This is a genomic window from Roseivivax lentus (assembly GCF_900156805.1).
Taxonomy (GTDB): domain Bacteria; phylum Pseudomonadota; class Alphaproteobacteria; order Rhodobacterales; family Rhodobacteraceae; genus Roseivivax; species Roseivivax lentus.
On the sequence record NZ_FTOQ01000006.1, the window covers coordinates 113308 to 138844 of the forward strand.

23 protein-coding genes are annotated in these 25537 nt (G+C 68.8%); 10 read left to right on the forward strand and 13 right to left on the reverse strand.

All coding sequences use genetic code 11. The features are described 5' to 3' along the window. Nucleotides 1-18: 18 nt before the first annotated feature. Nucleotides 19-324 (reverse strand): hypothetical protein, encoded by a 306-nt coding sequence (locus BW990_RS11960; protein ID WP_076448272.1) that lies wholly within the window; start codon nt 322-324, stop codon nt 19-21. Between the two features lie 108 nt (nt 325-432). Here BW990_RS11960 and prfA point away from each other — a divergent pair, with 108 nt between their 5' ends. The 4 genes from prfA (at nt 433) to BW990_RS11980 (ending at nt 4186) form a co-directional block, all read left to right on the forward strand. Then, a complete protein-coding gene (prfA, locus tag BW990_RS11965; RefSeq protein ID WP_076448273.1) occupies nt 433-1482 on the forward strand; it encodes a peptide chain release factor 1 in 1050 nt (349 codons plus the stop codon). Continuing rightward, nucleotides 1479-2324: a peptide chain release factor N(5)-glutamine methyltransferase gene (gene prmC, locus BW990_RS11970; protein ID WP_076448274.1), complete on the forward strand. Its 846-nt coding sequence runs from the start codon at nt 1479-1481 to the stop codon at nt 2322-2324. The genes prfA and prmC overlap by 4 nt, the downstream gene beginning before the upstream one ends. A 12-nt stretch (nt 2325-2336) precedes the next feature. Further along, nucleotides 2337-3194 (forward strand): EamA family transporter, encoded by an 858-nt coding sequence (locus tag BW990_RS11975; RefSeq protein WP_076448275.1) that lies wholly within the window; start codon nt 2337-2339, stop codon nt 3192-3194. A 257-nt stretch (nt 3195-3451) separates the two neighbouring features. After that, nucleotides 3452-4186: a DUF4167 domain-containing protein gene (locus tag BW990_RS11980; protein ID WP_076448276.1), complete on the forward strand. Its 735-nt coding sequence runs from the start codon at nt 3452-3454 to the stop codon at nt 4184-4186. A gap of 88 nt (nt 4187-4274) precedes the next feature. Here BW990_RS11980 and rsmA read toward each other — a convergent pair whose 3' ends face one another. The 6 genes from rsmA to BW990_RS12010 all read right to left on the reverse strand — a co-directional run bounded on the left by rsmA (nt 4275) and on the right by BW990_RS12010 (nt 11999). Then, the gene (gene rsmA, locus BW990_RS11985; RefSeq protein WP_076448277.1) at nt 4275-5129 is read right to left on the reverse strand and encodes a 16S rRNA (adenine(1518)-N(6)/adenine(1519)-N(6))-dimethyltransferase RsmA; all 855 of its coding nucleotides are present in this window, start codon (nt 5127-5129) and stop codon (nt 4275-4277) included. A 175-nt stretch (nt 5130-5304) separates the two neighbouring features. Continuing rightward, nucleotides 5305-6297, reverse strand: coding sequence for a 4-hydroxythreonine-4-phosphate dehydrogenase PdxA (pdxA, locus tag BW990_RS11990; protein WP_076448278.1), 993 nt, complete (start codon nt 6295-6297; stop codon nt 5305-5307). Continuing rightward, nucleotides 6294-7538 carry a peptidylprolyl isomerase gene (locus tag BW990_RS11995; protein ID WP_076448279.1) on the reverse strand — a complete coding sequence of 415 codons (1245 nt, stop codon included), beginning with the start codon at nt 7536-7538 and terminating at the stop codon, nt 6294-6296. Before BW990_RS11995 ends, pdxA begins: the two co-directional genes overlap by 4 nt. Further along, the gene (locus BW990_RS12000; protein WP_083950578.1) at nt 7523-9769 is read right to left on the reverse strand and encodes an LPS-assembly protein LptD; all 2247 of its coding nucleotides are present in this window, start codon (nt 9767-9769) and stop codon (nt 7523-7525) included. Before BW990_RS12000 ends, BW990_RS11995 begins: the two co-directional genes overlap by 16 nt. After that, nucleotides 9766-10863, reverse strand: a complete 1098-nt coding sequence (lptG, locus tag BW990_RS12005; protein WP_076448280.1) for an LPS export ABC transporter permease LptG — start codon at nt 10861-10863, stop codon at nt 9766-9768. The genes BW990_RS12000 and lptG overlap by 4 nt, the downstream gene beginning before the upstream one ends. After that, nucleotides 10860-11999, reverse strand: coding sequence for an LptF/LptG family permease (locus tag BW990_RS12010; protein WP_083950579.1), 1140 nt, complete (start codon nt 11997-11999; stop codon nt 10860-10862). The genes lptG and BW990_RS12010 overlap by 4 nt, the downstream gene beginning before the upstream one ends. 132 nt (nt 12000-12131) lie before the next feature. Here BW990_RS12010 and BW990_RS12015 point away from each other — a divergent pair, with 132 nt between their 5' ends. Then, the gene (locus BW990_RS12015; RefSeq protein WP_076448281.1) at nt 12132-13601 is read left to right on the forward strand and encodes a leucyl aminopeptidase; all 1470 of its coding nucleotides are present in this window, start codon (nt 12132-12134) and stop codon (nt 13599-13601) included. 4 nt (nt 13602-13605) lie between these two features. Then, nucleotides 13606-14064: a DNA polymerase III subunit chi gene (locus BW990_RS12020; protein WP_076448282.1), complete on the forward strand. Its 459-nt coding sequence runs from the start codon at nt 13606-13608 to the stop codon at nt 14062-14064. 83 nt (nt 14065-14147) lie between these two features. Here the strand turns inward: BW990_RS12020 and BW990_RS12025 are convergent, their stop codons facing one another. From BW990_RS12025 to BW990_RS12035, 3 genes are all read right to left on the reverse strand, one after another. Continuing rightward, complete coding sequence (locus BW990_RS12025; RefSeq protein ID WP_076448283.1) at nt 14148-14729, reverse strand: retropepsin-like aspartic protease family protein; 582 nt, start codon at nt 14727-14729, stop codon at nt 14148-14150. 39 nt (nt 14730-14768) lie between these two features. Further along, complete coding sequence (locus BW990_RS12030) at nt 14769-15401, reverse strand: MarC family protein (RefSeq protein WP_076448284.1); 633 nt, start codon at nt 15399-15401, stop codon at nt 14769-14771. 350 nt (nt 15402-15751) lie between these two features. Then, complete coding sequence (locus tag BW990_RS12035) at nt 15752-17608, reverse strand: ABC-F family ATP-binding cassette domain-containing protein (protein WP_076448350.1); 1857 nt, start codon at nt 17606-17608, stop codon at nt 15752-15754. A 211-nt stretch (nt 17609-17819) separates the two neighbouring features. On the opposite strand from BW990_RS12035, the gene ndk reads away from it, so the two are divergent. Then, nucleotides 17820-18242 carry a nucleoside-diphosphate kinase gene (gene ndk / locus BW990_RS12040; RefSeq protein ID WP_076448285.1) on the forward strand — a complete coding sequence of 141 codons (423 nt, stop codon included), beginning with the start codon at nt 17820-17822 and terminating at the stop codon, nt 18240-18242. 152 nt (nt 18243-18394) lie between these two features. Here the strand turns inward: ndk and BW990_RS12045 are convergent, their stop codons facing one another. Next, nucleotides 18395-18730, reverse strand: a complete 336-nt coding sequence (locus BW990_RS12045; RefSeq protein ID WP_076448286.1) for a TfoX/Sxy family protein — start codon at nt 18728-18730, stop codon at nt 18395-18397. Then, complete coding sequence (locus BW990_RS12050; RefSeq protein ID WP_076448287.1) at nt 18727-19923, reverse strand: pyridoxal phosphate-dependent aminotransferase; 1197 nt, start codon at nt 19921-19923, stop codon at nt 18727-18729. The genes BW990_RS12045 and BW990_RS12050 overlap by 4 nt, the downstream gene beginning before the upstream one ends. A gap of 243 nt (nt 19924-20166) precedes the next feature. On the opposite strand from BW990_RS12050, the gene cysS reads away from it, so the two are divergent. The 3 genes from cysS to BW990_RS12065 all read left to right on the forward strand — a co-directional run bounded on the left by cysS (nt 20167) and on the right by BW990_RS12065 (nt 24281). Next, nucleotides 20167-21609, forward strand: coding sequence for a cysteine--tRNA ligase (cysS, locus tag BW990_RS12055; RefSeq protein WP_076448288.1), 1443 nt, complete (start codon nt 20167-20169; stop codon nt 21607-21609). A gap of 244 nt (nt 21610-21853) precedes the next feature. Beyond that, nucleotides 21854-23494 (forward strand): citramalate synthase, encoded by a 1641-nt coding sequence (cimA, locus tag BW990_RS12060; RefSeq protein WP_076448289.1) that lies wholly within the window; start codon nt 21854-21856, stop codon nt 23492-23494. 10 nt (nt 23495-23504) lie between these two features. Continuing rightward, nucleotides 23505-24281, forward strand: coding sequence for a squalene/phytoene synthase family protein (locus tag BW990_RS12065; RefSeq protein WP_076448351.1), 777 nt, complete (start codon nt 23505-23507; stop codon nt 24279-24281). 32 nt (nt 24282-24313) lie between these two features. Here the strand turns inward: BW990_RS12065 and BW990_RS12070 are convergent, their stop codons facing one another. Then, nucleotides 24314-25519 (reverse strand): MFS transporter, encoded by a 1206-nt coding sequence (locus BW990_RS12070; protein ID WP_076448290.1) that lies wholly within the window; start codon nt 25517-25519, stop codon nt 24314-24316. Nucleotides 25520-25537: the final 18 nt, after the last annotated feature.

The window sequence follows — 25537 nt, forward strand, 5'->3', positions numbered from 1 at the left end:
CGCGCGCGGGATCGGCGCCTAACCGGCGCGGTCCGGCGCCGGGCTCATCGGCGGCGCGGGCCCGGGCTCGGGGTCGAGCGCGCTCGACAGGCAGCCCTCGTTCAGTTCGCGCCACATCGGGTTGTTCAGCGACATCTGGCATTGCGCGTTGAAGCTGCGCCCGCCCACATGCAGGCAGATCACCTCACCGAGCTCCACCCGGTCGCCCTGCGTGTCGGTGCAATAGCAATCGATCGTGGTCCCGTCGGGGCGCAGCAGATCGGCCATCGCCGGCGTGGCGGAGAGACCTGCTGCCAGAAGCGCTATGGCGGCCCGATGCATCATGTCGGAAGGTTAGGCGGTCCGCCTCCGGTCGATCAAGGGCCTCGTTGCCGCGGCCGGGCCGCGCCGGTGCCCTTGACCGCGCCGCGGCGGGTCGGCAAGACCGCGTGCATGATCCCGAATGACCGCCTTTTGCAGATCACCGAACGGTTCGAGTATCTCGAGGCGCGCATGGCGACGGGCGACGGCGACATCGCCGCCCTGGGCCGCGAATATGCCGAACTGAAACCCGTGGTGGACGTGATCGCCGATTGGCGCGCGCTGACGGACGAGATCGCCGAGGCCGAGGCGATGCGCGCCGATCCCGAGATGCGGGAAATGGCGGAGGAGGAGCTGGGCACGCTGCGCGCGCGCCTGCCCGAGGCCGAACATGCGCTGCAACTGGCGCTGTTGCCGCGCGACGCCGCCGATGCGCGCCCGGCCATCCTCGAGATCCGGCCGGGCACGGGGGGCGAGGAGGCCGCGCTGTTCGCGGGCGATCTGCTGCGCATGTATCAGCGCTACGCCGAGGCGCGGGGCTGGCGCGTGGAGATCATCGAGGAGCAGACGACCGAGCTGGGCGGGATCAAGGAGGTCACCGCGCGGATCGAGGGCGACGGCGTCTTCGCGCGGCTGAAATACGAATCGGGCGTGCACCGGGTGCAGCGGGTGCCAACGACGGAATCGGGTGGGCGCATCCACACCTCGGCGGCCACCGTCGCGGTGCTGCCCGAAGCCGCCGAGGTCGATATCGCCATCGACCAGAACGACATCCGCATCGACACGATGCGCGCCTCGGGCGCGGGCGGCCAACACGTCAACACCACCGATTCGGCGGTGCGGATCACCCATATCCCGAGCGGCATCGTCGTGACCTCGTCGGAAAAGAGCCAGCACCGCAACCGCGAGATCGCCATGCAGGTGCTGCGCACGCGGCTCTTCGATGCGGAGCGGCAGAAGGCGGCGTCGGAGCGTTCGGATCTGAGGCGCGCGCAGGTGGGCTCGGGCGACCGGTCCGAACGCATCCGCACCTACAACTTCCCGCAGGGGCGGCTGACCGATCACCGCATCAACCTCACGCTCTACAAGCTCGACCAGGTCATGGCCGGCGATCTCGACGACATCATCGACGCGCTGATCCAGGACGCGCAGGCGACGCTTCTGGCCGAGATGGGCGCGTGACCACCGGATCGGCGATCCTCGCCACGGCGACGCGGCGGCTTGCGGCGGCGGGCATCCCCGATCCGGGCCGCGACGCGCGGCGCCTCCTGGCGCATGTGCTGAAGGTGCCGCCCGGCCGCCTGACCCTGTTCCTGCCCGAGCCCGTCGCACCGGACCTGACGGTGATCTACAACGTCATGGTCGAACGCCGGGCGGAGCGGGTGCCGGTGTCGCACCTGACCGGGCGGCGGATGTTCTACGGGCGCGAATTCCTCGTCACCAAGGACGTGCTCGACCCCCGGCCCGAGACCGAGACGCTGATCGAGGCCGCTTTGGCCGGGCCGGTCACGCGGTTTCTCGATCTCGGCACCGGGTCGGGCGCCATCGCGCTGACGCTCGCCGCCGAACTGCCCGAGGCGACGGGCGTGGCCACGGACCTGTCGCGCGCGGCGCTGGAGGTGGCGTTCTGGAACCGCAACACCTTCGGGCTGACTGACCGGGTGGCGCTTCTGGAAGGGGCGTGGTTCGCGCCGCTGGCCCAGGGGCAGCGTTTCGACCTGATCGTGTCGAACCCGCCCTATATCGCGGCCTCGGAGATGGACGGGCTCGACCGGGACGTGGCCGAGTACGAACCGCGCATGGCGCTGACGGACGAGGCGGACGGTCTGAGCGCCTACCGCGCGATCGCAAAGGGGGCGGGGGCGCATCTGGCCCGGGGCGGGCGTGTTCTGGTCGAGATCGGCGCCGCGCAGGGCGCCGCGGTGTCGGAGCTTTTCGCCGCGGCGGGCTTTGCGGAGGTGCGCGTTCTGCCCGATCTCGACGGGCGCGACCGCGTCGTCGCCGCCGCCGACCCGGCGCCCTGAGCCGCGCCCGGGATGTCGCTTGCGGGATTTCTCCTCGTTCTCTCGGCCGCGATCTGCCACGCGACCTGGAACCTCTTCGTCAAGCGGCTGAACGCGGGCGCGGAGCTTGTCTGGCTGTTCTCGCTCGTCTCGGTGGTGATCTACGCGCCGCTCGGCCTCTGGATCGCGGCGGGCTGGGCGACCTTCGCGCTGACCGATCTGTGGTTCATCGCCGGCAGCACAATGCTGCATCTGGCGTATTTCCTGCTGCTGCAGAAAGCCTACAGCGTGGGCGACCTTTCGGTCGTCTATCCCACCGCGCGGGCCACGGGGCCGGTCCTGTCGGGCAGTTTCGCGGTGCTCGTCCTCGGCGAGGCGTTGAGCCCGCAGATGGCGGTGGGTGCGGGCATCATCGTCTTCGGGGTCTTCATGCTGACCGGCGGGCGGCGCAGCTTTTCCGGCGGGGCAGGGGCGACCTCGCTGCTGTTCGGGATGGCCACCGGCGCGCTGATCGGCGCCTACACGGTCTGGGATGCCTATGCGGTCACCGCGATCCTGATCCCGCCGCTTCTGCTGGAATATGCCTCGAACCTGTCGCGGCTGGTGCTGCTGACGCCGGTGGCCTGGCTGCGCCGGGCGCGGGTGGCGCGGCTCTGGCGCGAGGAGCGGCTGGGCGTGATGGTCATCGCGGTGCTGAGCCCCCTGGCCTATATCCTCGTGCTGATCGCGATGCGCTTCACCCCGGTGGTCTACGTAGCGCCGCTGCGCGAGGTGTCGGTGCTTCTGTCCGTGCTCGCGGGCAGCCTGATCCTCGGCGAGGGCGATCTGCGCCGCCGGCTGTCCTGGGCGGCGGTGATCCTGTGCGGCGTGATCCTGCTGGCCAGCGCCTGAGACGGCGCAAATCCGCAAAATCCGGGGGATTTTCGCCGCAAGACGCGGTTTTCCCGCGAATTTGCCGCTTTTTGCGCGATCAGGCCTTGTGAAACGCGGACAGCCATGTTTACTCAAGCGCACCGGGCAATGGTTCGGACGGGATATCCCGTCGCGCCCGGTACCAAGCCACAAAGCAACCGTGATCCTGTGAGGCGGGCGCAGAAAAGCGCCGGAGGATCACGAACCACAGTCAGATACAGGACTGAAACCGCGCTATGAGATCTTCCAAGTCACGGTCCCGTCCCAAGGGCAACCGCAACCGGAACACGATGGGCAACGTCGTCAACCGTGTATTCGACAGCTCCGGCCCGGACGGCAAGGTGCGCGGCACGCCGCAGCAAATCATCGACAAGTACAACCAGCTCGCCCGCGACGCGCAGCTCGGCAATGATCGCGTTGCCACGGAAAACTTCCAGCAGCACGCCGAGCATTACCAGCGCATGCTGAGCGAGGCGCAGCGCGAGCAGGACCAGAAGCGCGAACAGCAGGAGCGGGAAAACCGCGAACGCCAGGCGCAGCGGGACCGCGAACGCAACGACCGCGACGGCGACGACAAGAGCCAGCATGGCGGGCATGACAGCGGCGACGACCAGCGTGGCCATGACGGCAACGATCCGGGCCGCGCGCCCCAGCCCGAGACCGCTGGGAACGGCGATGGCGGCAATGGCAACGATGGCGGCCAGTCGAACAACGGCGGCAATGGCGGCGGCAACGGCAACCAGGGCGGCAGCAACCGCCGTCGCCGGGGCAAGTCCGCGGGCGGCGAGGGCGGCAGCCAGGACGCCGACGTGGTCGATCTGAACGCCGATGACGACGAGTCGCATCTCGTCGAGACGCCGGAGAATGCCGAGAAGCCGAAACCGAAGCGCAAGCCGCGCCGCAAGCCCGCGGAGGCCCAGGAAAGCGGCCAGACGCCGGCCCCGGCCGAGGATGCCGCCAACGAAGGCTAGGCCGCGCGCGCGACGATCATGGAATTGAGAAGGCCGGTCCCGGGACCGGCCTTTTTTCGTGGCGTGTCAGCCCGCGCGCGATCCGCGGCTAGCCCGCGGCACGGGCCGCGGCGATCGCGCGGGCCAGGGCGCAGAAGCCCTCGAGGGGAATTTGTTCGGCCCGCTCGGTGGGCGCGATCCCGGCCTCGCGCAGAAGCGTCTCGATCGCGGGATGCAGGCCCTTCAGGCTCGCGCGCAGCATCTTGCGGCGCTGGTTGAAGGCGCGGGCCACGACCTCTTCGAGGATTTTCGCGTCGGCCGGGAATCGCGGCTCGGGCAGGGCCGTCAGATGTACCACGGCCGAGGAGATCTTGGGTGGCGGGGTGAAGGCCTCGGGTGGCAGGGTCATGACGATGCGCGCCTCGCTGCGCCATTGCGCCAGGAGCGCCAGCCGCCCGTAGGTCTTGGAGCCGGGGGCCGCCACGATCCGCTCGGCCACCTCTTTCTGGAACATCAGCGTGAGGCTCTGCCAGAAGGGCGGCCAGTCTTTCGGCGTCAGCCAGCGCACGAGCAGTTCGGTGCCGATATTGTAGGGCAGGTTGGCCGCCACCGCGATGGGCGGGGTCAGATGCGCCAGCGGGTCCACGTTGAGCGCGTCGCCCTCGATCACCTCGAGCCGCCCGGGATAGGCTGCGGCGATCTCGGCCAGCGCGGGCAGGCAGCGGCTGTCCTTCTCGATGGCGAGAACGCGGCGCGCGCCGGAGGCCAGAAGCCCGCGGGTGAGCCCGCCGGGCCCGGGCCCGACCTCGAGCACGTCCATATTGCTCAGATCGCCCGCCGCGCGCGCGATCTTGGCGGTGAGGTTCAGGTCGAGCAGGAAATTCTGGCCAAGCGCCTTCTTGGCGCGCAGATCGTGGGTGGCGATCACCTCGCGCAGGGGCGGCAGCGTGTCGAGACCGCTCATGGCGCTTCATCCATTGCGTGAAGAGGGCGGTGCAACGCCTTGTTGCAGAATAACAAAAGTGCATACGAAGGGCGCGATGCGCGCCGCCTCTGCGCTTCATCTTTCCCGAAAAACGCAAACGCGCCATAACCGGATGCGCCGTATTCAGAATATCGCGCCCCGGTGCCGCCCCGCCTCATTCCGCGCCGCCCGCCATGCGCCAGGCGAGCCGCAGCGCCACCACGGTCGAGGACGGATTGGCCACACCCTGTCCCGCGATATCGAGCGCGGTGCCGTGATCGGGCGAGGTGCGGATGAAGGGCAGGCCCAGCGTCACGTTCACGCCCCGGTCGAAATCGAGCGTCTTGATCGGGATCAGCGCCTGGTCGTGATACATGGCGATCGCCACGTCGTAGCGCGCCCGGGCCGCGGCGTGGAACATGGTGTCGGCGGAAAGCGGGCCCGCGATCTCCATGCCCTCGCCGCGCAGGCGGTCGAGCACGGGGGTGATGACCTCGATCTCCTCGCGGCCCATCTTGCCGCCTTCGCCCGCATGGGGGTTCAGGCCCGCCACGGCGATGCGGGGGCGGGGGATGGCGAATTGCGCGATCATCGCGGCATGGGTGATGCGGATGCGGCGTTCCAGAAGCTCGGCGGTCAGCGCGGCGGGCACGTCGGACAGCGGGATGTGGATCGTCGCGGGCACGACGCGCAGCTGGTCCGAGGCGAGCATCATCACCACCTCGTCGGCCTCGGCCAGATGGGCGAGAAACTCGGTATGGCCGGGAAAGGCGAAGCCCGCGCCGTCGGCCAAAGCCTGTTTGTGGATGGGCAGCGTGCAGAGCGCCGAGGCCTTGCCGGTCGCCACGAGATGCACGCCGCGTTCGATGGCCGCGATCACCCCGCGGGCCTGCGCGGCCTGCGGGGTGCCCGGCGTGCGCGCGCCCGCCATCTCAAGCGGCAGGACCGGCAGCCCGTCGCGGGCGGCCTCGGCGGCATCCTGCGGCTGGGTGATCGCCACGATGGGCGCCATGTCGTCCGGCACATGGGCCGGATCGCCGATCAGGAAGAACGGCACCTCGGCGCCGAGGATGCGCCACGCGGCGGGCGCAAGCTCGGGTCCGATGCCCGCGGGCTCGCCGCAGGAGACCGCGATCGGGCCGGGGCGCGCATTCCGGGCAGGGCTCATTCTTCGACGATATAGGCGTCGGCGCGCAGCTGGGCGAGATAGCCGTCCGCCAGCGCGCTGAGGCGGCGGTTGCGCAGCCCGAGGGCGAGGTCCTCCCGGTCGCGGCCCTCGACCACGGCGCGCGTGCGCCCGCAGAGCATCAGCACCATGAGGTTGTCGCCGCGGGTCAGCGCGCTCGACACCTCGCCGGCATCGAGCTTCGACAGCTCGAAGGCGATGTCGGTGGGCAGGTCCGACGGCGGCAGGCTTTCGCGGTTGAGCCGGCTTTCGGGCTGGCCCTGCGCGATGCCGTAGAGGTCGTCGCAGCGGTCGGTCTGGCTGTCGATGACACGCGCCCGGGCGAGGTTCTCGGGCGTGCGCCCTCCGGGCAGGTAATAGGCGGCGTATTCGACGGCGGCATATTCGGGCGCGCTGTAGCCGGTCTCCTCGATGCCGCGCAGCTGGAAGAGGGCGATGGCGTTCGGGATCGGCAGCGGCTCGCTCACCTCGCCCGGGGACAGGCCGAGGATGATCGGGCGCAGCTGCGGAGGCAGGTCGGTCAGGTCCTGCCAGGGCAGGCGGCCGCCGGCATTGCGCGTGGCGGTCGCGGAATATTGCCGCGCGAAGGCCGAGAATTCCCCCTCGGAGGTCGATTGCGCGATCCGGTTGGCGCGCGCGCGCACCGCCTCGGCCTGCGGTGGCGGGGCGGGCATGATGATCTCCGACAGGAGCACGCGCACGTTGGAGCCGTCGGCACCGCCCGAGATCGCGCGGTCCACCTCGGTCTCCGAGACATTGGCGCGGCCCGCGAAGCGCTGCTGCACGAGAATGCGCCACGACAGGCCCGCGCGGACGAAATCGCGGAAGGTCTCCTCGGCCACACCGGCCTGGGCCAGCGCGCCGATGAATTCCTCGCGGGTGAGATTGGCGCGTCCGGCGAATTCGCCCTGCGCCGCGATGATGTCCTCGGACGAGGGATCGATGCCCGCCGCGCGCGCGGCCTGCAGCCGCAGCCGGTCCTCGATCAGCGCCTCGCGGGCGGCCTCTTCGGAATTGCCGGGCGCGTTAAGCGCCTGCAGCATCCGGGCGCGCTGGTCGATCTCGTAATTGGTGATGACCGCGTCGTTGACCCGGATCGCGGGGGCGAAGAGGTTCTGCGCGGGGGCCGCGGCAGGTGCCAGGGCCACCGTCAGCGCCACCAGCGCCACGGATACGATCGCGCCGATCTTGGGGGTCGGGATGCGGGTCAGAAGCTCGAGCATGTGCGGCGGTACTCCTTCGCGCTGCCGCCGGTGCTGAAGCCTTTCAGCAGGACGGTCAGGCCGATATCTGTGGACGGCTCAAGGTTAGTGGATGAGGCGAAGCGGCGCGAGACCGAAATCTCCGCCGAGACGCATTCGTTCTGCCAGGTCACGCCGAGCCCGGCGCGGTCCGAGCGGTTGTCGCCCAGATCGTAGCGCCAGAACCCGTCGGCGGACCATTGCGGCGTGAAGATGTAGGATCCGTCGACCGTCCATTCCGACTGGGTATCGCTGCGATCCTCGTCCGGATCGGCGCGCAGGAGCAGGTAGGCGGCCCCCAGGTCCATGCGCGTCGTCTCCCATTCGGCGCGGGCCTCGACCTTGGTCCAGGCGCGGTCGTCGATGTCGAGCAGCCCGCGCCCGGTGAAGAGGAACCCGCCCCGGGTTTCGAAATGCGAGGCGATCAGCAGATCCGAGGTGGAAAAACCCAGGCCCGAGGAGCGCGTGAAGGCAGCGTCGTCATCGGCGCGCCAGACCTGGCCCATGGTGAGCCCGGCCTGCCAGCCGATCGGGTTGCGGTGATGCCAGCGCAGGCCGAGCGCGGTGACCCGGCCGCGTTCGCGCCGGTCGGTCGCGGGAAAGCGCGACAGCGACAGAAGGTTGCCCTCGTCGAATTCCTGCCGCGTGCTTTCATCGGCGGCGGTGGTGGGCCGGTCGCCGCCCGACCAGGCGATCTGTGCCAGCGGCTCCACCAGCGTGGCGCTGCCGCCCGGGCCCCGGCGCAGCCAAGGCCAGCGCAGCTCCAGCGCGGCGGCGGGGGTCAGCACGTTGGCCTCGGGTTCTGAGAAGGCGTCCTGCTCGATGCGGATGTGATCGGCGCTGATCTGCCCCAGCAATCCTGCGCGCAGGCCCGCGGGCAGCGTGTAGCGGTCGCGCCAGGACAAGGTGGCGGACAGCCGGCTCACGTCGCGGCCATCGACCACGCTGTCGGCATCGTCGCCGTCGGTGTCGCGGTCGGAGGGACGGTAATGGGTATGCGCCTCGGTGCTGAGCCGCAGCTCGCCGCCGATCGCGCGGGGAAAGAAGCGCCGTTCGAAATCCACGTCGAGAATGGCCGAGGGCCGCGTCTCGGTCGTGTCTTCGTCGCGCAGGGATTCGTAGTAATCCACCCCGGCGGCGAAGGCGGTGTCGCGGCTGTAGCGGCTGACGGTGGCGAAATTGCGCAGCCGGTCGGCCGAGGAATAGCCGTAAAGGTCGAGATAGGCCTCGTCGGAGACCGATTGCAGGCCGAAATTCAGCTTGTAGTCGCGGGGCAGGTCGAAGCTGCCGTCGACGAAGGCATAGGCGCGGATCCCGTCGAAGAGCGAATCGCGGCTGGCGGCGGTGTTCACCTCGATGTCGCCGTAGCGGAAGGCGCGGCGGTAGCGCAGCTCAAGCGTGGAGCTTTCGGTCGAGAGATACGGCGTGACGGTGACGTCCTGATGGGCCCCCAGCGGGATGAAATACGGCACCTTGATCCCAAACCCCAGAAGCGAGGAGGTGCGGAACTCGGGCGGCAGGAAGCCGCGGGCGCGCGTCAGCGTCGGATCGGGAATGCGCAGCTGCGGGAAATAGAGCACCGGCACGTTGAGGACGTGGAAGGTCGCGTTGTCGAAATAGATCTGGCGGGCCTCTTCGTCATGCACGACCCGGGCGGCGCGGATCTGCCACAGCGGGGTCTGGTTGCGGCCGCAGACCTGGCAGGAGGTGACGGCGACCTTCGACAGCTGCGTGTAGCGTCCGCCGAGCCGCCGGGCCTCGACCGCGGCCAGTTGCAGCTGCTCGTCGAGCACGATGCGCGCGCCCGCGAGAATGCCGTTGCGGAACCCGTCATCGAGCGTCGCGGAGGTCGCGGTCAGCACGTCGCCATTGGGCTCGACGATGCGGATCGGCCCGTCGAGGCTCAGCGTGCCGGCCTCCTGGTCGAAGACGATCCGCTGGGCGGTCAGGCGGCGGCCCTGGTAGATCGCCTCCACGTTGCCTTCGGCGACGAGGATGCTGTCGGCCTCCACATAGACGATATCGGCCACCAGGAGCGCGGTGTCCTGCACCGTCGCGGCGCTGCCGGCAGAGGCGGGCGGCGGCAGGGTCTGGGCGTGGAGCGGCGTCACCGCAAGACAGGCGGCGAGCCACGCGGCGGCGATGCCGGCGGAAAACGCCGCCGGGCGCAGGCGCAGAGACTGGCGGAAACGACGAGACGGCACCGGTTTCATCCGTCCTCCCGCTGCAACAGGAACCCCAGCGCCAGCAGCAGCGAGGCCGCGGGCGGCACCCAGGCCGCCACGAGTGGCGCAAGCTGGCCGCTTTCGCCGAGGATCTGCGCGAAGTTGCGGATGTAGAACAGCCCGAAGCCGATGAGCACCGCCGAAAGCACCGCCACGCCCGTCCGCGCGATGCGGGCATGTTCCATGGTGAAGGCCGCCCCCACGAGAATGAGCGAGACGAGGAAGATGGGCCGCGCCAGTTCCATCTGGAACCAGACCGCGTGGCGCCGGGCGGAAAAGCCCGCCTGTTCGAGATCGGAGATGAAGCGCGGCAGGTTCCAGATCGAGATCGCCGAGGGCTGGCCGAAGCGGTCGCGGATGCGTTCCGGCGTCAGCGATGAGGGAATGTCGATCGTGTCGTAGAGCTGCGCATTGGCCTCCGCATTGACCCCGGGGCCGAGCGGCCAGGTCTTCACGTCGCGCAGCGTCCAGGCGCCTTCGACCAGCTCGGCCTCGCGGGCCAGAAGCCGGCGCACGGGGCCGATCTCGGCGCGGTATTCGAGGAAGGAGACGTCGTAGAGCAGAGTCGCATCGGCGTTGGCGCGGCTGGCGCGGATCACCGTCTGGCCGGTCTCGTCGCCCTGGCGCAGCCACAACCCGCCCGAGCCGATGGAGATGACCGAGCGGCGGCCATCCTCGTAAAGCTCCTTCAGCTCGCTATAGCGCTGCGAGGTGGCGGCGACGATGGGATTCATCGCGGCCACTGCCACGCCACCCACGGTGAGCGCCACCAGCATCGGCCCGATCAGCGACACGATGCCCGAGCGGCCCGCCGCCCGCGCGATCACCAGCTCCGAAGACCGCGACAGCGCCAGAAAGAGCGCGATGGAGGACAGGATCATGATGAGCGGCAGCATCTCGTAGAGCGAGCCCGGCAGGTTCAGAAGCGTGAGCTGCACGATGGGGCCGAAGGCCACGCCCTCGTCGTCGAAACGGCGGATCTGTTCCACGAGGTCGAGGATGAAGACGAAGGCGGCGAAGCCCGCGAAGATGCCGAGGAAGGTCATCAGGAAGCGGCGCGCGAAATAGAGATGCAGGATCATGCGGCGGCTCCGGACGGTGTTGCGGCGCGCCGTTTCGGTTTGCGCGGCCGCGCGGCGGACCGCAGCAGAAGCGCCGTCATGGTCAGTCCGATGACGCTGGGCAGGAAGATCAGGAAGGCCGAGGCGACGGAATTCTCCGACGGGCCCTGCACCGCGCTTTCGAAGACGTAGACCAGCACGACGAGCGCCACCGCGACGAACATCTGCCGGGTGACGCCGAAACGCGAAAATTCGCCGGTGAGCAGCGTCGCAAAGCCCAGGGACGCCGCGACCAGCGCCAGAAGCGGCTGCTGGATGCGGCTGAAGACCGCGACCAGAAGCTCCGCCGGCCGCTCGCCGGTGCGCGCCATCACGCCGCTGAAATCGCTGACGATCTCCCAGGACGTGGTGGATTCGAGCCGCTGGCGGTCGGCGGTGGAGCGGTCGATCAGGCTTGCCACGCTGTAGGTCAGATCGGCGAAGGTGGTGGTCGAGAGCCGCCCGGATTCGAGATCGAGCGTCTGGGCGAGGCCGCTCATCATCACGATATTGGCCTCCTCGGGAGTGTCGCCCACGACGAAGGCCCGTTCGGCGGTATAGGTCACCTCGCGGCCCTCCTGGCGGCGGTCGGACAGGAAGATGTCGCGCAGCTCGCCGGTCTCGGTGATCTCGCGGATATAGAAGGTGAGGTCCGAGGAGGGGCTGAGAAAGACGCCCTCGCGCAGCAGCCGCGCCGAGGCGGCGTTGGAGATCTCGGCCTCGCGCAGGCGCAGCTGTTCGAGGCTTTGCGGCACCAGCAGATGGGTGAGGATCATCATCATCGTGGCCACCACCGCGCCGAACAGGATCACCGGGCGCGCCAGCCGCCAGGGCGAATAGCCGGTGGCCTGCACCACGGTCAGCTCCGAGTCGCCGATCAGCCGCTGGGTGAGGTAGAGGGCCGCCACGAAGGCCGAAAGCGGCAGCACCCGGGCGATGGTGCCGGGCAGCGACAGCGCGGTGAATTCCAGGAAGACCCGCGCCGAATGCCCGTCCGAGATCAGCTGTTCGAACAGGATCACCGCCTGGTTGACCCAGTACACGGAGACCAGGACCAGCGCGAAAAAGCCAAACAGCACCATGAGGCGTGACAGCAGGTATCTGTCGAATCTCGCCACCGATCCCCCCAGATCGCCTATCGATTTTGCGCGACCCTAGCGGATGTGGCGGGGGCGCGAAAGGTGCCTCTGGCCAAGCGCGCGCCCGCCCGCTACCTCTGGTCCGACATGGAATTCAGACAGGAGAGTGGCATGACCGAATTGCGCGGGATCACGGTGGAACAGACGGATCTCGAGGTCCTTGGCGATGCGGAGGGCCGCATCGCGGTCTGCGTCAGCCCCGATGGCAAGATGAGCCCCGGGGCGCGGCGTCTGAACCGCCTGTCGAAGGGCGCGGTCAAGCGTGCGGTTGAAAGCGAGGCCTTCGAGAAGGCCAAGCCCGGCGAGGCGATCTCGCTGGCCTATCCGGCGGGCATGGCGGCGGAGGCCATCGACCTCGTGAAGCTGCCGCGCAACCCCGCGCAGGACGTCGCGCGCCGCGCCGGCGCCAATCTTGCCAAGCTGTCGCGCAGGCAAGTCATCCTGCTCGCGGAGACCACCAGGCGCGCCGCGGATATCGCGCTCGGGCTGATCCTGCGCTCCTACGCGTTCAGCGATCACAAGACCGACAAGGGCGACGCCTACGGCGCGGTCACGCTGATGGTCTCGAAGCCCGAGGAGGTCGCGCCCGAGGTCGAGACGGCGCAAGCGCTCGCCTCGGGGGTGATATTCACTCGCGATCTCGTGTCTGAGCCCGCCAACGTGCTGACCACGACGGAATTCGCCGCGCGCCTGTCGGCCCTGTCGAAGCTCGGCGTCGAGGTCGAGGTGGTCGAGGAGGACCGCATGGCCGAGCTCGGCATGAACGCGCTGCTCTGCGTCTCGCAAGGCTCCGAATCGCCGGCGAAGATGGTCATCATGCGCTGGAAGGGCGGCGCCGAGGGCGAGGCGCCGCTGGCACTGGTGGGCAAGGGCGTCGTGTTCGACACGGGCGGCATCTCGCTGAAACCGGCGGCGGGCATGGAAGACATGACCATGGATATGGGCGGCGCGGGCGTCGTCGCGGGGGTGATGCAGGCGCTGGCCGCGCGCAAGGCCAGAGCCAACGTCACGGCGCTGGTGGGTCTGGTGGAAAACATGCCCGACGGGCGCGCGACCCGGCCCGGCGATATCGTGACCTCGATGAAGGGCGACACGATCGAGGTGATCAACACCGATGCGGAGGGGCGGCTCGTCCTGGCGGATGTGCTCTGGTACGCGCAGGAGCACGAAAACCCCGCCGCCATGGTCGATCTGGCGACGCTGACCGGGGCCTGCATCATCGCGCTCGGCCATGAAAACGCGGGCTATTTCTCAAATGACGACGATTTCCACCGCGCCTTCGAGGCGGCGGCGGCGGCCGAGGGCGAAGGCGCCTGGCGGCTGCCCTTCGGCGCGGGATATGCCAAGCAGATCGAGACGCCGCTGGCGGATATCAAGAATACCGGCGGGCGGCCCGCGGGCACGATCACCGCAGCCGAGTTCCTCAAGGTCTTCGTCAAAGACGAGGTGCCGTGGATCCATATCGACATCGCGGGCGTGGCCAAGGTGTCGAAGGACACTCCGCTTGCGCCCAAGGGCGCGACGGGCTGGGGGGTGCTGGCGCTGAACCGGCTCGTGGCGGACCGGTTCGAGAAGGCGTGAGCCCTTGGGTGCCGCCTATTTCTATCACCTGACGCACCACCCGCTGGAGGAGACGCTGCCGCTCCTGCTCGAGAAGGCGCGCGGCGCGGGCTGGCGGGTCGCGGTGCGGGGCGTGGAGGCGGCCCGGCTCGACTGGCTGGACGAGAAGCTGTGGCTGGGGCCCGAGGACGGCTTCCTGCCCCATGGCCGTTCGGGCGGGCCGCATGACGCGGCGCAGCCCATCCTGCTGACCGATGCGGCGGAGGCGCCCAACGCGCCCGATTGCGTCATGGCCATCGACGGCGCCGCGGTGGCGGCGGAGGAGGTGCAGGCGCTGGCCCGGGTCTGCGTGCTCTTCGACGGCAACGACCCGGCGGCGGTGCAGGCCGCGCGGGTGCAGTGGAAGACGCTGACCGATGCGGGCTGTTCGGCGCAGTACTGGTCCGAGGATTCGGGCCGCTGGGAGAAGAAGGCCGAACGGTAGGGGGCTGATTTTTCCAAAAAAATCAGGTGACCGCGGGCGGTGGCATTTTCTTGCGAGCAAGAAAATGGCGCGCCTGCCCGGGCTCAGCGCGTCAGGATCAGCTCGTTATCCGCGATCTCGATCCGCGAATAGCGCTGCAGGTAGCTCATGCCGAGAAGCGACTGCCCCAGCGCGCCTTCGTTGACATAGGCGCGCACATCCCGGTCGGTGAAGGGGCCGAGCGCCACATCGTCGAGCGTGACCGGCGCGGTGCGCACCAGCCCATTCGCGGTCTGCGCCGTGCCGATGTAATCGAGCGTATCGGGGCTCATGCCCAGCCGGGCCGCATCCTCGGCGCTCAGGATCGTGCCGGTGGCGCCGGTATCCACGAGGAAGGAGACGGGCGTGCCGTTCACCGAAAGACGCGCGTGGTAATGCCCGTCGGGCTGGCGCGGCAGGATGATCCGGCCCTCGGTCTGCATCACCTGCTGCTGCGGCGCCACGGTGCCGCGGATATCGTCCCAGAGCCCGATCACCGCGATCGTGCCGAGGAAGATGAAGCCCCAGGCCGCCAGCGCCTTGACCTTCTGGCCGAGCCCCGCGCGGTCCTGCACGAAGAACCAGAACACGAGCACCGCGCCCAGAAGGACGAGATAACCCAGTTGTCCGTATGAAATGCTGTCCATGGGAGTGAGATAGGCAGGCGCGCGCGGTTTTGGAAGGGATCAGCCGGGCGGCGTGCCGAAGCCGAAGGCCAGAAGCCCGTCCGCCACGAATTGCACCGAGAGCGCGGCGAGCAGGAGGCCCAGGAGCCGGGTGATGACCGTGATGCCGATCTTGCCCAGCGCGCGTTCGATCCAGCCCGAGGCCAGCAGCAGCAGGAGCGCGATGAGCAGCACGCCGAAGAGCATGCCCATCACGCTGGCGAGCGCCAGCGCATCCCGGGCCTCGCTCGTCAGCAGGATCACCGAGGTGATCGCCCCGGGCCCGGCCAGAAGCGGGATCGCCATGGGAAAGACCGACGGGTCGGGCATGTCCTCTTCCGCCCCGTGGGCCTGATCCGCGCGGCGCTTCGTGCGCCGTTCGAAGAGCATGTCGAGCGCGGTGAGGAACAACAGGAGTCCGCCCGCGATGCGGAAGGCGGGCATGGTGATGCCGATGAAGGACAGCACCGCCTCGCCCGCGAAGGCGAACAGGCTCAGGATCGCGGCGGCGATCAGGCAGGAGCGCAGCGCGATGGCGCGCTTCATCTTCGCGGGCATGCCGCGGGTCAGCGCGATGAAGACGGGCGTCGTGCCGACGGGGTCGATGACCACGAAGAGCGTCGTGAAGGTGGCGATGAGAAGCGCGATATCCATGGCCCGGGCGTAATCGGGGCCGCGCGGCGCGGCAAGATGTTTCCGCGGGAGAGATGCTTTGGAGGGCAGGGCGTGCGTCCGGTGCCTTGGCCCCGGGATGGGGCGCGGGTGGCAGGCGTCGCGATGCGTTTGTCTGGAAAGGTGAAGGGAGGGCGGGGCGCGTCGGTGCGGCGGCTCGCTTGGTTTGGAGAGGGGGGCCGGGGCGGCGGCGCGCTGGTCGGGACAGCGGGCCGTTCAGTTCGGCGGGACGATCAGGATGGTTGAGAGCTGTGGTCGGCGGGCCGTCGCGCTAGGTCCGCAGGAAGGCCCGCGCGTTCGCGCGAGCCGCCGGAGCGGGCGCGGGCGCGCGGTCAGGCGGCCTCGGCGGCGTCGAGTTTCGCCTGCGCCTGCAGCCAGAGCGCCTCGGCCTTTTCCAGACCTTCCATCACCTCGGCGTATTTCTTGTTCCAGGTGGCGAGCTGGTGCTTCTGCGCATCCTCGTAGAGCGCGGGATCGGCCAGTTTCTTGGCGAGCTTGTCGCGCATCTCCTCGATCTTCTGGACCCGGGCCTCGCATTTGCGCAATTCCGAACGCAGGGCGAGGATCGCGTCGCGCGACGGGCGCGCGGGTTTCGGCGCCTCGGGCTTCGCCGCGGCACGGGCGGGTTTGGCGGGCTCCAGCAATTCGCGGCGATAGGCGTCGAGATCCTGGTCGTAGGATTTCACCGTGCCGTTCTTCACGATCCAGAGCCGGTCGGCCACGAGGCTGAGAAGGTGCATGTCGTGGCTGACGAGGATGACCGCGCCGGTATAGGCGTTGAGCGCCTCCATCAGCGCCTCGCGGCTCTCGATATCGAGGTGGTTCGTGGGCTCGTCGAGGATTAGCATATGCGGCGCGTCGAGCGTCGCGAGCAGGAGCGACAGCCGCGCCTTCTGTCCACCCGACAGCCGCCCGACCTCGGTCTCGGCCTGCGCCGCGAGCAGACCGAAGCCCGCGAGCTTCGCGCGCAGCTTCGACGGGTGCATGTCGGGGCGTTCGCGCATCAGGTGCTGCAGCGGCGTCTCGTCGATATGCAATTCGTCGACCTGGTGCTGGGCGAAATAGCCCACCCGCAGCTTGGTCGCCTGGGTGCGGTTGCCGGTAAAGAGCGGCAGGCGGCCGGAGAGCAGTTTCGACAGCGTGGACTTGCCCTCGCCGTTGCGGCCCAAAAGCGCGATCCGGTCGTCCTGGTCGATCCTGAGGTCGAGCCGCGACAGGATCGTGGTCTCGCCATATCCGGTGGACCCGCCCTCGATATGCACGATGGGCGGCGACAGCTCCTCGGGTTCGGGGAAGGTGAAGACCTGGCTCGCGGCATCCTCGGGCAGGCGGATCGTGTCCATCTTCTCGATCATCTTCACGCGGCTCTGGGCCTGCTTGGCCTTCGACGCCTTGGCCTTGAAGCGGTCGACGAAGCTTTGCAGATGGGCGCGGCGGGCATCCTGCTTCTTGGCCTGCGCCATGAGGTTCGCGCGGCGCTCGGCGCGCTGGCGGGCGAACTGGTCGTAGGGGCCCTGGTAATAGGTCAGCCGCTTTTCCGACAGGTGCAGGATGCCGCCCACAGCACGGTTCAGAAGCCCGCGATCGTGCGAGATGACGATGACCGTATGCGGATAGCGCGCCAGGTAGCTTTCGAGCCAGAGCGCGCCTTCGAGGTCGAGATAGTTGGTGGGCTCGTCGAGCAGCAGCAGGTCCGGCTCGGCGAAGAGCACGCCCGCCAGCGCCACGCGCATCCGCCAGCCGCCCGAAAAGGCCGAGCAGGGCATCTGCTGTTCCGCCTCGTCAAAGCCCAGCCCCTTGAGGATGGCGGCGGCGCGCCCCTCGGCGGACCAGGCGTCGATATCGGCGAGCCGCGCCTGCACCTCGGCGATGCGGGTGGGATCGGTTGCGGTCTCGGCCTCGGCCAGAAGGCCCGCGCGTTCGGTATCGGCCTCGAGCACGGTATCGAGAAGCGAGGTCTCGGATGAAGGCACCTCCTGCGCCACGCCGCCCACGCGCGCGCCGCGCGGCACCGCGATCTCGCCGCCATCGAGGGTCAGCTCGCCGCGGATGAGGCGGAACAGCGTCGTCTTGCCGGTGCCGTTGGCGCCCACGAGACCGACCTTGTGGCCGGTGGGAATCGTCGCCGAGGCCTCCTGCAGGAGCGGGCGGCCTTCGACGGAATAGGAGATGTCCTGGATCTTCAGCATGGGGGCGCGGATAGCAGAGGCCGCGCGCCGCGAAAAGCCGCGATCGGCCATTATCGGCTTGGGCGGATCGGGGTAGGCGCGCGCCGGTGCGTGACCGACCGTCCCGGCGCGCGCTTCACGTGTTTTCAACCCGGCAAGGCCGTGATATGCGCGCCGCCAGACTTATCCCGGGACGGCCCTGCGGCCCTTCCGCCAGACCAAGAGGCATGACATGGCAACCGAACGCACCCTTTCGATCATCAAACCCGACGCCACCAAGCGCAACCTCACCGGCAAGATCAACGCCAAGTTCGAGGAAGCGGGCCTGACCATCGTCGCGCAGAAGCGCATCCAGCTGACCAAGGCGCAGGCGGGCGAGTTCTACAAGGTCCATGCCGAGCGTCCCTTCTACGACGAGCTGTGCGAATTCATGGCCTCCGCGCCGGTCGTAGTGCAGGTCCTCGAGGGGGAGGGCGCCATCGCCAAGAACCGCGAAGTCATGGGCGCGACCAACCCCGCCGATGCCGAAGCGGGCACCATCCGCGCCGAGTTCGCCGAGTCGGTCGGCGAGAACTCCGTGCACGGCTCCGACGCGCCGGAGACCGCCAAGGAAGAGATCGCGTATTTCTTCTCGGGTCTCGAGATCGTCGGCTGAGCGCATCCTTCAGATGTTCGAAAAGGGGCACCTCCGGGTGCCCCTTTGTTTTTGCGTATTTGGAAAGAGGCAAGCACGGGGGTGCGGCGCTTTGGGTCTTGCCTCTTTCCAAATACGCCACCTCGACGCGGACGGCCCGCGCCCGCTTCGGGTCAACGCACCCCGAACCGGTCGAGGGCGGCGCGCAGGTCGGGCGGCAGATCGCCGTCGCCGGGGCGGCTTCGCGCCTCCGACATCAGCGCGTCGAAGCGGGTGCGGAACGCGGCTTTCTCTTCCGTCCCGAGATCGTTCCAGGGACGCCCCTGCAGCGCCATGTGCAGCGCGTAATAGCCGATGAAATGCGGGCGGGTCCCGCTGGTCACGAGGCGCAGATAGGCCGCGTCGCCGCCGAGCGCCCGCAATTCCTCGGCGCTGTGGATGCCGGCGCGGCTGCAGGCCGTCTCCATCGCCGGGCCGAGGCCGCGGATCGCGGAAACGGGCGTGCTCATGCGCGCGCCGCGCGCGTGGAACGGTCCGCGGCAAAGCTCGCCAGGCGCCGCAGCGCATCCTCGAAGGCCGCATCGGGGACCGTCATCGCCACCCGGACATGGCCCGCCGCCGCGCGTCCGAAGCTTTCGCCCGGCATCACCGCGATGCGCTGCGTCTCGAGCAGGCCTTGGGCGAAGGCCGCGCCCGAGAGGCCCGTCGCGCGGATATCCAGCATCAGGTACATCGCGCCCTCGGCGGGCAAGAGCCGCAGCCCCGGCGCGTCCCGCAGCACCGCCTCGGCGATGCGGCGGCGGCGGGCGAAGGGCGCCGCGACCTGCGCCTCGTGGGCCGGGCCTTCGCGCAGGGCGAAGAGGGCGGCGTCCTGGATGAAGCCCGGCACGCCGTAGGTGGTCACGGTGGCAAGGTCGATCAGATGCGCGACGGCGGCCTCGGGCCCGACGATCCAGCCCAGCCGGGCGCCGGTCATGGCATGGCCCTTCGACATCGAGCCGATCACCAGCGTGCGCTCGGACATGCCGGGCAGGGCGCGGGGGCTGAGATGGGTGCCCTGCCAGACCTGGCCTTCATAGACCTCGTCGGAGATCAGCCAGAGATCGCAGGCGCGCGCCACCCGGGCAATGCCCATGAGCGTGGCGCGGGGATAGACCGCGCCGGTGGGATTGTTGGGCGTGTTGACGAGAAGCGACCGCGCGCCCGTTTGCGCCGCGGCGGCTTCAAGCGCGTCGGCGTCGGGCAGAAAGCCCGCCTCGGGGCGCGTTGCGACCGGCACGGCGCGGGCGGACGCCGCGCGGATCGTGCCGGGATAGGTCGTGTAACAGGGATCGACATAAAGGGCCGCCGCCCCGGGCGGGCAGGCCAGCATGTGCGCGGCGAAAAGTGCGGCCTGCGCGCCCGGCGTGACCAGCACGTTGTCGGGCCCTGTGGCGATGCCGGTCCGCGCCTGCACGCGCTCGGCGATGGCGGCGCGCAGCTCGGGCGTGCCCGGCACCGCCGCATAGCCCGTATGCCCGCCCATCGCCGAGGCGTGCATCGCGTGCAGGATCGCGGGATCGGTGCGTATGTCATGCTCGCCGATGGTCAGCTCGGTCACCGGCAAGCCGGAGGCGGCCATGGCGCGGGCGCGGTAGAACACCTCCCAGCCGTCGCTGCCGCCTGCGTTCATCTCGGCGATGCGGGGGGCGATGGGGGGCATGGGGCGTCCTTTGCTGGCCTCGCCCCGTTCTGCCGTGCCGCGCGGCGCGGCACAACACTGACCGCGCGCGAGACTTGCCAAAACGCGTCCGCGCGGTTACGCCCGTGCCATGACCACGGCAGGCATCATCATCTGTTGCATTATCCGCTGATCCACCGGCGGGCCGTCTTTTCCTTTCCCAGAAACATGACGCGACCTGGACCCGCCCCACGGCAAGATGGGACCGCAAGGTTTGAGGCACGTATGGAACTGAGTTTCACCAATACCCGCACGCGAAAAAAGGAACGCTTCGTTCCGCTCGATCCGAAGAATGTCCGGATGTATGTCTGCGGGCCCACGGTCTATGACCGGGCGCATCTGGGCAATGCGCGCCCCGTGATCGTGTTCGATCTGCTCTACCGGCTTTTGCGGCATGTCTACGGGGCCGAGCACGTGACCTATGTGCGCAATTTCACCGACGTCGACGACAAGATCAACGCGCGCGCCGCCGAGAGCGGGCGGTCGATCGGGGAAATCACCGAAGAGACGATTGGCTGGTATCTCGACGATATGGGCGCAGTGGGCGCGCTGGAGCCCACGCATATGCCGCGCGCCACGCGGTATATCCCCGAAATGGTGGCGATGATCGAGGACCTGATCGAGAAGGGCCACGCCTATGCCGCCGAGGGGCATGTGCTTTTCGCGGTCGACAGCTACGACGATTACGGCAAGCTTTCGGGCCGCGCGGTCGAGGACATGATCGCGGGCGCCCGGGTGGAAGTGGCGCCCTACAAGCGCAATCCGATGGACTTCGTGCTGTGGAAACCGTCGGAGGAAGGCCTGCCCGGGTGGGACTCGCCTTGGGGGCGGGGGCGTCCGGGCTGGCATATCGAATGCTCGGCCATGGCGGATGCGCTGCTGGGGGCCGAGTTCGACATCCATGGCGGCGGCAACGACCTGATGTTCCCGCACCACGAGAACGAGATCGCGCAGAGCTGCTGCGCGCATCCCGAAGGCGGCTTCGCGCGTGTCTGGCTGCACAACGAGATGCTTCAGGTCGAGGGGAAAAAGATGTCCAAGTCGCTGGGCAATTTCTTCACCGTAAGGGATTTGCTGGATCAGGGCGTGCCGGGCGAGGTGATCCGCTTCGTGATGCTGTCGACGCATTACCGCAAGCCGATGGACTGGACCGAGGTGAAGCGGAAAGAGGCGGAGCGTGAGATCGACACTTGGATCAACTTGGTATCGGTCGATTCTGAGCTAATGGACTCCGAAATCAATCCCGCAAAGGCGGATCAGCAAATCGTTAAAGCTCTGGCGGACGATCTCAACACCTCATTGGCTTTATCGAAGCTCAAGCATGTTGCTCGTTTCGTTGACAATAGCCCCGAGTTCTTGAGCCTATCCGATGACAAACAGCTCGACGAGCGTCGGACTTTCGTGGCAAGTGCCGCCTTGCTTGGCTTCGACTTGATTGAGTTGGCGCAATCCAGACCGGCGCAAACTTCACGGATCGATTTGGAGTATTGGGAGATGTCTCTCATCGATGCGCGATCTGAGGCACTGGAAACCAAGGATTTCACCGAAGTGGACCGGCTCAAGGCCGCGCTGGTTGCGGCGGGCGTCGAGGTGCGGATGTCGAAGGCGGGGGTGGAACTTGTCCCCGGGCCCGAGTTTGACGCGGCCAAGCTGGAGGGGATCGGATGAGCGCAACATCGGACCCGCGATGCGCCCGGCCCGCGCGGGGCGGGGTTGGGCTGCGCGCATCGGCATTCGAAAACGCCTGTGTCGCGGCGGCAGAAACGTCTTTGCCGGAAGCGCCCGCCCCGTGGGGGGGCGGGACGGGCGCTGACCGGATTGCAGGCGATCCGGTCTTGGATGCGGATGGGTCGAGCCCGAGAATGACATCTCGCCACAAGGTCTGCCCAAATATCCTGTCGGAGGCCCGCCCATGACCGACCGCCTCTATCTCTACGACACCACGCTGCGCGACGGGCAGCAGACGCAGGGCGTGCAGTTCTCCACCCCCGAAAAGCTGAAGATCGCCGCCGCGCTCGACGCGCTCGGGCTCGATTACATCGAGGGCGGCTGGCCCGGGGCGAACCCCACGGACAGCGCCTTCTTCGAGGCGGCCGAGACCACGCGCGCCACCATGACGGCCTTCGGCATGACCAAGCGCGCGGGCCGCTCGGCGGAGAATGACGACGTGCTCGCCGCGGTGCTGAACGCGGGCACCAGGGCGGTCTGCCTCGTCGGCAAGAGCCACGAATACCATGTCGAGGCCGCGCTCGGCATCAGCCGGGAGGAGAACCTCGGCAATATCCGCGCGAGCATCGCCCATTGCGTGGCCGAGGGGCGCGAGGCGCTCTTCGATGCGGAGCATTTCTTCGACGGCTTTGCCTCGGATCCGGGTTATGCGCGGGCCTGCCTCGAGGCGGCGCTCGAGGGCGGGGCGCGCTGGGTCGTGCTCTGTGACACCAATGGCGGCACGCTGCCCGCGCGCATCGGCGACGTGGTGGCGGCGCTGATCGCCGACGGTATTCCGGGCGACAGGCTCGGCATTCACACCCATGACGATACCGGCACGGCGGTGGCCGGATCGCTGGCGGCCGTCGATGCGGGGGCGCGGCAGATCCAGGGCACGCTGAACGGGCTGGGCGAGCGCTGCGGCAATGCCAATCTCGTCTCGCTCCTGCCGACGCTGCTGCTGAAGCTGCCCTATGCCGGCCGGCTCGAGACGGGAGTGACCCGCGAGGCGCTGCAGGGGCTCACGCGGATCAGCCGGATGCTGGACGATGTGCTGAACCGCGTGCCTATGAAGCAGTTGCCCTACGTGGGCTCCTCGGCCTTCGCGCACAAGGCGGGGCTGCATGCCTCGGCGGTCATCAAGGCGCCGGACCTTTACGAGCACATCGATCCGGGCGCGGTGGGCAATGCCCGCATCGTGCCGATGTCGAACCAGGCCGGGCGGTCGAACCTGAAGCGGCGGCTCGCCGAGGCGGGGATCGAGGTGGCCGAGGACGATCCGCGCCTGCCGCGCATCCTCGAGCGGGTGAAGGAGCGCGAGGACGAGGGCTATGCCTATGACACCGCGCAGGCCTCGTTCGAGCTTCTGGCCCGCGAGGAGCTGGGCCTGATGCCCGAGTTCTTCGAGGTCAAGCGCTATCGCGTCTCGGTCGAGCGGCGGAAGAACAAGCGCAACCGCATGGTGTCGCTGTCCGAGGCCGTGGTCGTGGTGAAGGTCGATGGCGAGAAGAAGCTGTCGGTCTCCGAATCGATGGACGAGACCGGATCGGATCGCGGCCCCGTCAACGCGCTGTCGAAGGCGCTTGCGAAGGACCTGGGGCGCTACCAGGAGATGATCGAGGACATGCAGCTCGTCGATTTCAAGGTGCGCATCACCGAAGGCGGCACCGAGGCCGTGACCCGCGTCATCATCGACAGCGCGGACGGGCAGGGGCGGCGCTGGTCCACGGTGGGCGTGTCGGCCAATATCGTCGATGCCTCCTTCTCGGCGCTGATCGACGCGGTCAACTGGAAGCTCTGCCGCGATGTGGCCGATGCGCCTTCCCGCGCGGCGGTCCCGGCCTAGCTGGGCCCTCATGGAGTTCGATGACGACCTCATTGCCTGCGCGCAAGCGGTCGAACGCGGCGACCCGGCGCGGTTCCGCGCGGTCATGGCCGCGCCGGTGCCCGCGCGGGCGCAGCTCTTTCCGATCTACGCCTTCAATCTCGAAGTGGCGCGTGCGCCCTGGGTCACCTCCGAGGCGATGATCGGCGAGATGCGGCTGCAATGGTGGCGCGACGCGCTGGCGGAGATTGCCGCGGGCGGGTTGGTGCGGCGGCACGACGTGGTGACCCCGCTGGCGCTGGCGCTGGCGCCGGGCATCGCCGAGAAGCTCGATCTGCTGGTGGGCGCGCGGCGCTGGGATCTCTACCGCGACGCCTTCGAGGACCAGGCGCATCTGGAGCGGTATATCGAGGAAACCGGTGGGCTGCTGCTGGAAGCCGCGGCGACGTCGCTCGGGCCGGCCGATCCGCAGGTGGCGCGGGACGCGGGTTATGCCGCCGGGCTGGCGGCCTTCCTGCGCGCGGTGCCGGAGCTCGAGGCCAAGGGCCGCCGTCCGCTGGTCGATGGCCGCCCGGCCGCGGTGGCGGTGCTGGCCGAGGGCGGGCTCGACCGGCTGGCGCGGGCGCGGAAGGGCCGGGGCGCCGTGTCCCCCGAAGCCATGCCCGCCTTCCTTGCGACATGGGAGGCCGAGCCGATCCTGAAACAGGCCGCGCGCGAGCCCGCGCGCGTAGCGGATGGGACCCTCGCGATCAATCCCGCGCGGTCCGCGGCGCGGCTGGCGCTGATGCGCGCGACGGGGCGCTGGTAGCGGCGCGCTGGTGGGCCGGGCGGACCCCGGGCCTATTCCGCCGGGCTGGTCCGCGGGCGCAGGGCGAGCCATATGAGCGCGGCCCCGGCCAGCGTCAGAAGCGGGATCATCGCGATATTGACCGCGGCCCAGCCCGCCTCGGGCGTACCGCCCGAGCAATTCATCAAACCGCCCGAAGAGAGCGAGGCGAGCGTCACGCCGCCGAAGACGATCACGTCGTTGAGGCCCTGCATGCGGCCGCGCTCTTCGGGGCGGTGGCTGCCGGCGAGCATGGTGGTCGCGCCGATGAAGCCGAAATTCCAGCCGATGCCGAGCAGTACGAGTGCGACGAAGAAATTCTCCAGCTCGATCCCCGCAAGCGCCACGATGCCGGCGGCGGCGAGGATCGTGAGGCCCGTGCCCATGATCTTCTCGACCCCGAAGCGCGCGATCAGGTGACCGGTGAAGAAGGACGGCACATACATCGCCAGCACATGCGCCGAGACGATATTGGCCGCATCCGCCTTGTCGTAGCCGCAGCCCACCACCGCCAGCGGCGTCGAGGTCATCACGAGGTTCATCAGAGCGTAGGAGACCATCGCGCAGATCACCGCGACGGCGATGCGCGGGGTCTTCAGAAGCTCCATCCGGGTGCGGCCCACGGGGCTGTCGGGCGCGGGCGGCGCGGGTTTCGGGATGTCGAGGAAGATGAACAGGAACGCGCCCAGCACGTTGACCGCGATGACCGCGAGATAGGTGCCGATGAAGGGGATCACGTAGGCATCGGCGGTCAGCTTGACGACCTGCGGGCCGATGATGGCCGAGACGAGCCCGCCCGCCAGCACGTAGGAGATGGCCTTGGGGCGGAACGCCTCGGAGGCGGTGTCGGCGGCGGCAAAACGGTAGAAGTTGTGCGCGGCGAAATAGATGCCGGTGAAGAGCGATCCGACGAGAAAGACCGGGAAGGAGGCGAGGTAGAGCCCGTAGGCGCCGATCAGACCGCCCGTGGCCCCGCCCGCCGCGCCCAGCACGAAGCCTGCCCGGCGTCCGAAGCGCTGCATGAAGGACGACAGCGGCGAGGCCGACAGCATCGAGCCCAGGATGATGAGTGAAATGGGCAGCGTCGCGAAGCAGATATTGGAGGCCAGCGATTGCCCGGCCAGCCCGCCGATGGTGAAGATCATCGGCATCTGCGCGCCGAGCAAAGCCTGGGCGGCGACGAGGACGGCGACGTTGCGTTTGGCGCGGGACTGTTCCATCCCGTCTTGCTAGACGGG

What these genes read in the sequence shown, in the direction of transcription:
- BW990_RS11960 (WP_076448272.1), bottom strand. Translation starts at nt 324, where the DNA reads ATGATGCATCGGGCCGCCATAGCGCTTCTGGCAGCAGGTCTCTCCGCC.
- prfA (WP_076448273.1), top strand. Translation starts at nt 433, where the DNA reads ATGATCCCGAATGACCGCCTTTTGCAGATCACCGAACGGTTCGAGTAT.
- BW990_RS11975 (WP_076448275.1), top strand. Translation starts at nt 2,337, where the DNA reads ATGTCGCTTGCGGGATTTCTCCTCGTTCTCTCGGCCGCGATCTGCCAC.
- BW990_RS11980 (WP_076448276.1), top strand. Translation starts at nt 3,452, where the DNA reads ATGAGATCTTCCAAGTCACGGTCCCGTCCCAAGGGCAACCGCAACCGG.
- rsmA (WP_076448277.1), bottom strand. Translation starts at nt 5,129, where the DNA reads ATGAGCGGTCTCGACACGCTGCCGCCCCTGCGCGAGGTGATCGCCACC.
- pdxA (WP_076448278.1), bottom strand. Translation starts at nt 6,297, where the DNA reads ATGAGCCCTGCCCGGAATGCGCGCCCCGGCCCGATCGCGGTCTCCTGC.
- BW990_RS11995 (WP_076448279.1), bottom strand. Translation starts at nt 7,538, where the DNA reads ATGCTCGAGCTTCTGACCCGCATCCCGACCCCCAAGATCGGCGCGATC.
- BW990_RS12000 (WP_083950578.1), bottom strand. Translation starts at nt 9,769, where the DNA reads ATGAAACCGGTGCCGTCTCGTCGTTTCCGCCAGTCTCTGCGCCTGCGC.
- lptG (WP_076448280.1), bottom strand. Translation starts at nt 10,863, where the DNA reads ATGATCCTGCATCTCTATTTCGCGCGCCGCTTCCTGATGACCTTCCTC.
- BW990_RS12015 (WP_076448281.1), top strand. Translation starts at nt 12,132, where the DNA reads ATGACCGAATTGCGCGGGATCACGGTGGAACAGACGGATCTCGAGGTC.
- BW990_RS12025 (WP_076448283.1), bottom strand. Translation starts at nt 14,729, where the DNA reads ATGGACAGCATTTCATACGGACAACTGGGTTATCTCGTCCTTCTGGGC.
- BW990_RS12030 (WP_076448284.1), bottom strand. Translation starts at nt 15,401, where the DNA reads ATGGATATCGCGCTTCTCATCGCCACCTTCACGACGCTCTTCGTGGTC.
- BW990_RS12035 (WP_076448350.1), bottom strand. Translation starts at nt 17,608, where the DNA reads ATGCTGAAGATCCAGGACATCTCCTATTCCGTCGAAGGCCGCCCGCTC.
- ndk (WP_076448285.1), top strand. Translation starts at nt 17,820, where the DNA reads ATGGCAACCGAACGCACCCTTTCGATCATCAAACCCGACGCCACCAAG.
- BW990_RS12045 (WP_076448286.1), bottom strand. Translation starts at nt 18,730, where the DNA reads ATGAGCACGCCCGTTTCCGCGATCCGCGGCCTCGGCCCGGCGATGGAG.
- BW990_RS12050 (WP_076448287.1), bottom strand. Translation starts at nt 19,923, where the DNA reads ATGCCCCCCATCGCCCCCCGCATCGCCGAGATGAACGCAGGCGGCAGC.
- cysS (WP_076448288.1), top strand. Translation starts at nt 20,167, where the DNA reads ATGGAACTGAGTTTCACCAATACCCGCACGCGAAAAAAGGAACGCTTC.
- cimA (WP_076448289.1), top strand. Translation starts at nt 21,854, where the DNA reads ATGACCGACCGCCTCTATCTCTACGACACCACGCTGCGCGACGGGCAG.
- BW990_RS12065 (WP_076448351.1), top strand. Translation starts at nt 23,505, where the DNA reads ATGGAGTTCGATGACGACCTCATTGCCTGCGCGCAAGCGGTCGAACGC.
- BW990_RS12070 (WP_076448290.1), bottom strand. Translation starts at nt 25,519, where the DNA reads ATGGAACAGTCCCGCGCCAAACGCAACGTCGCCGTCCTCGTCGCCGCC.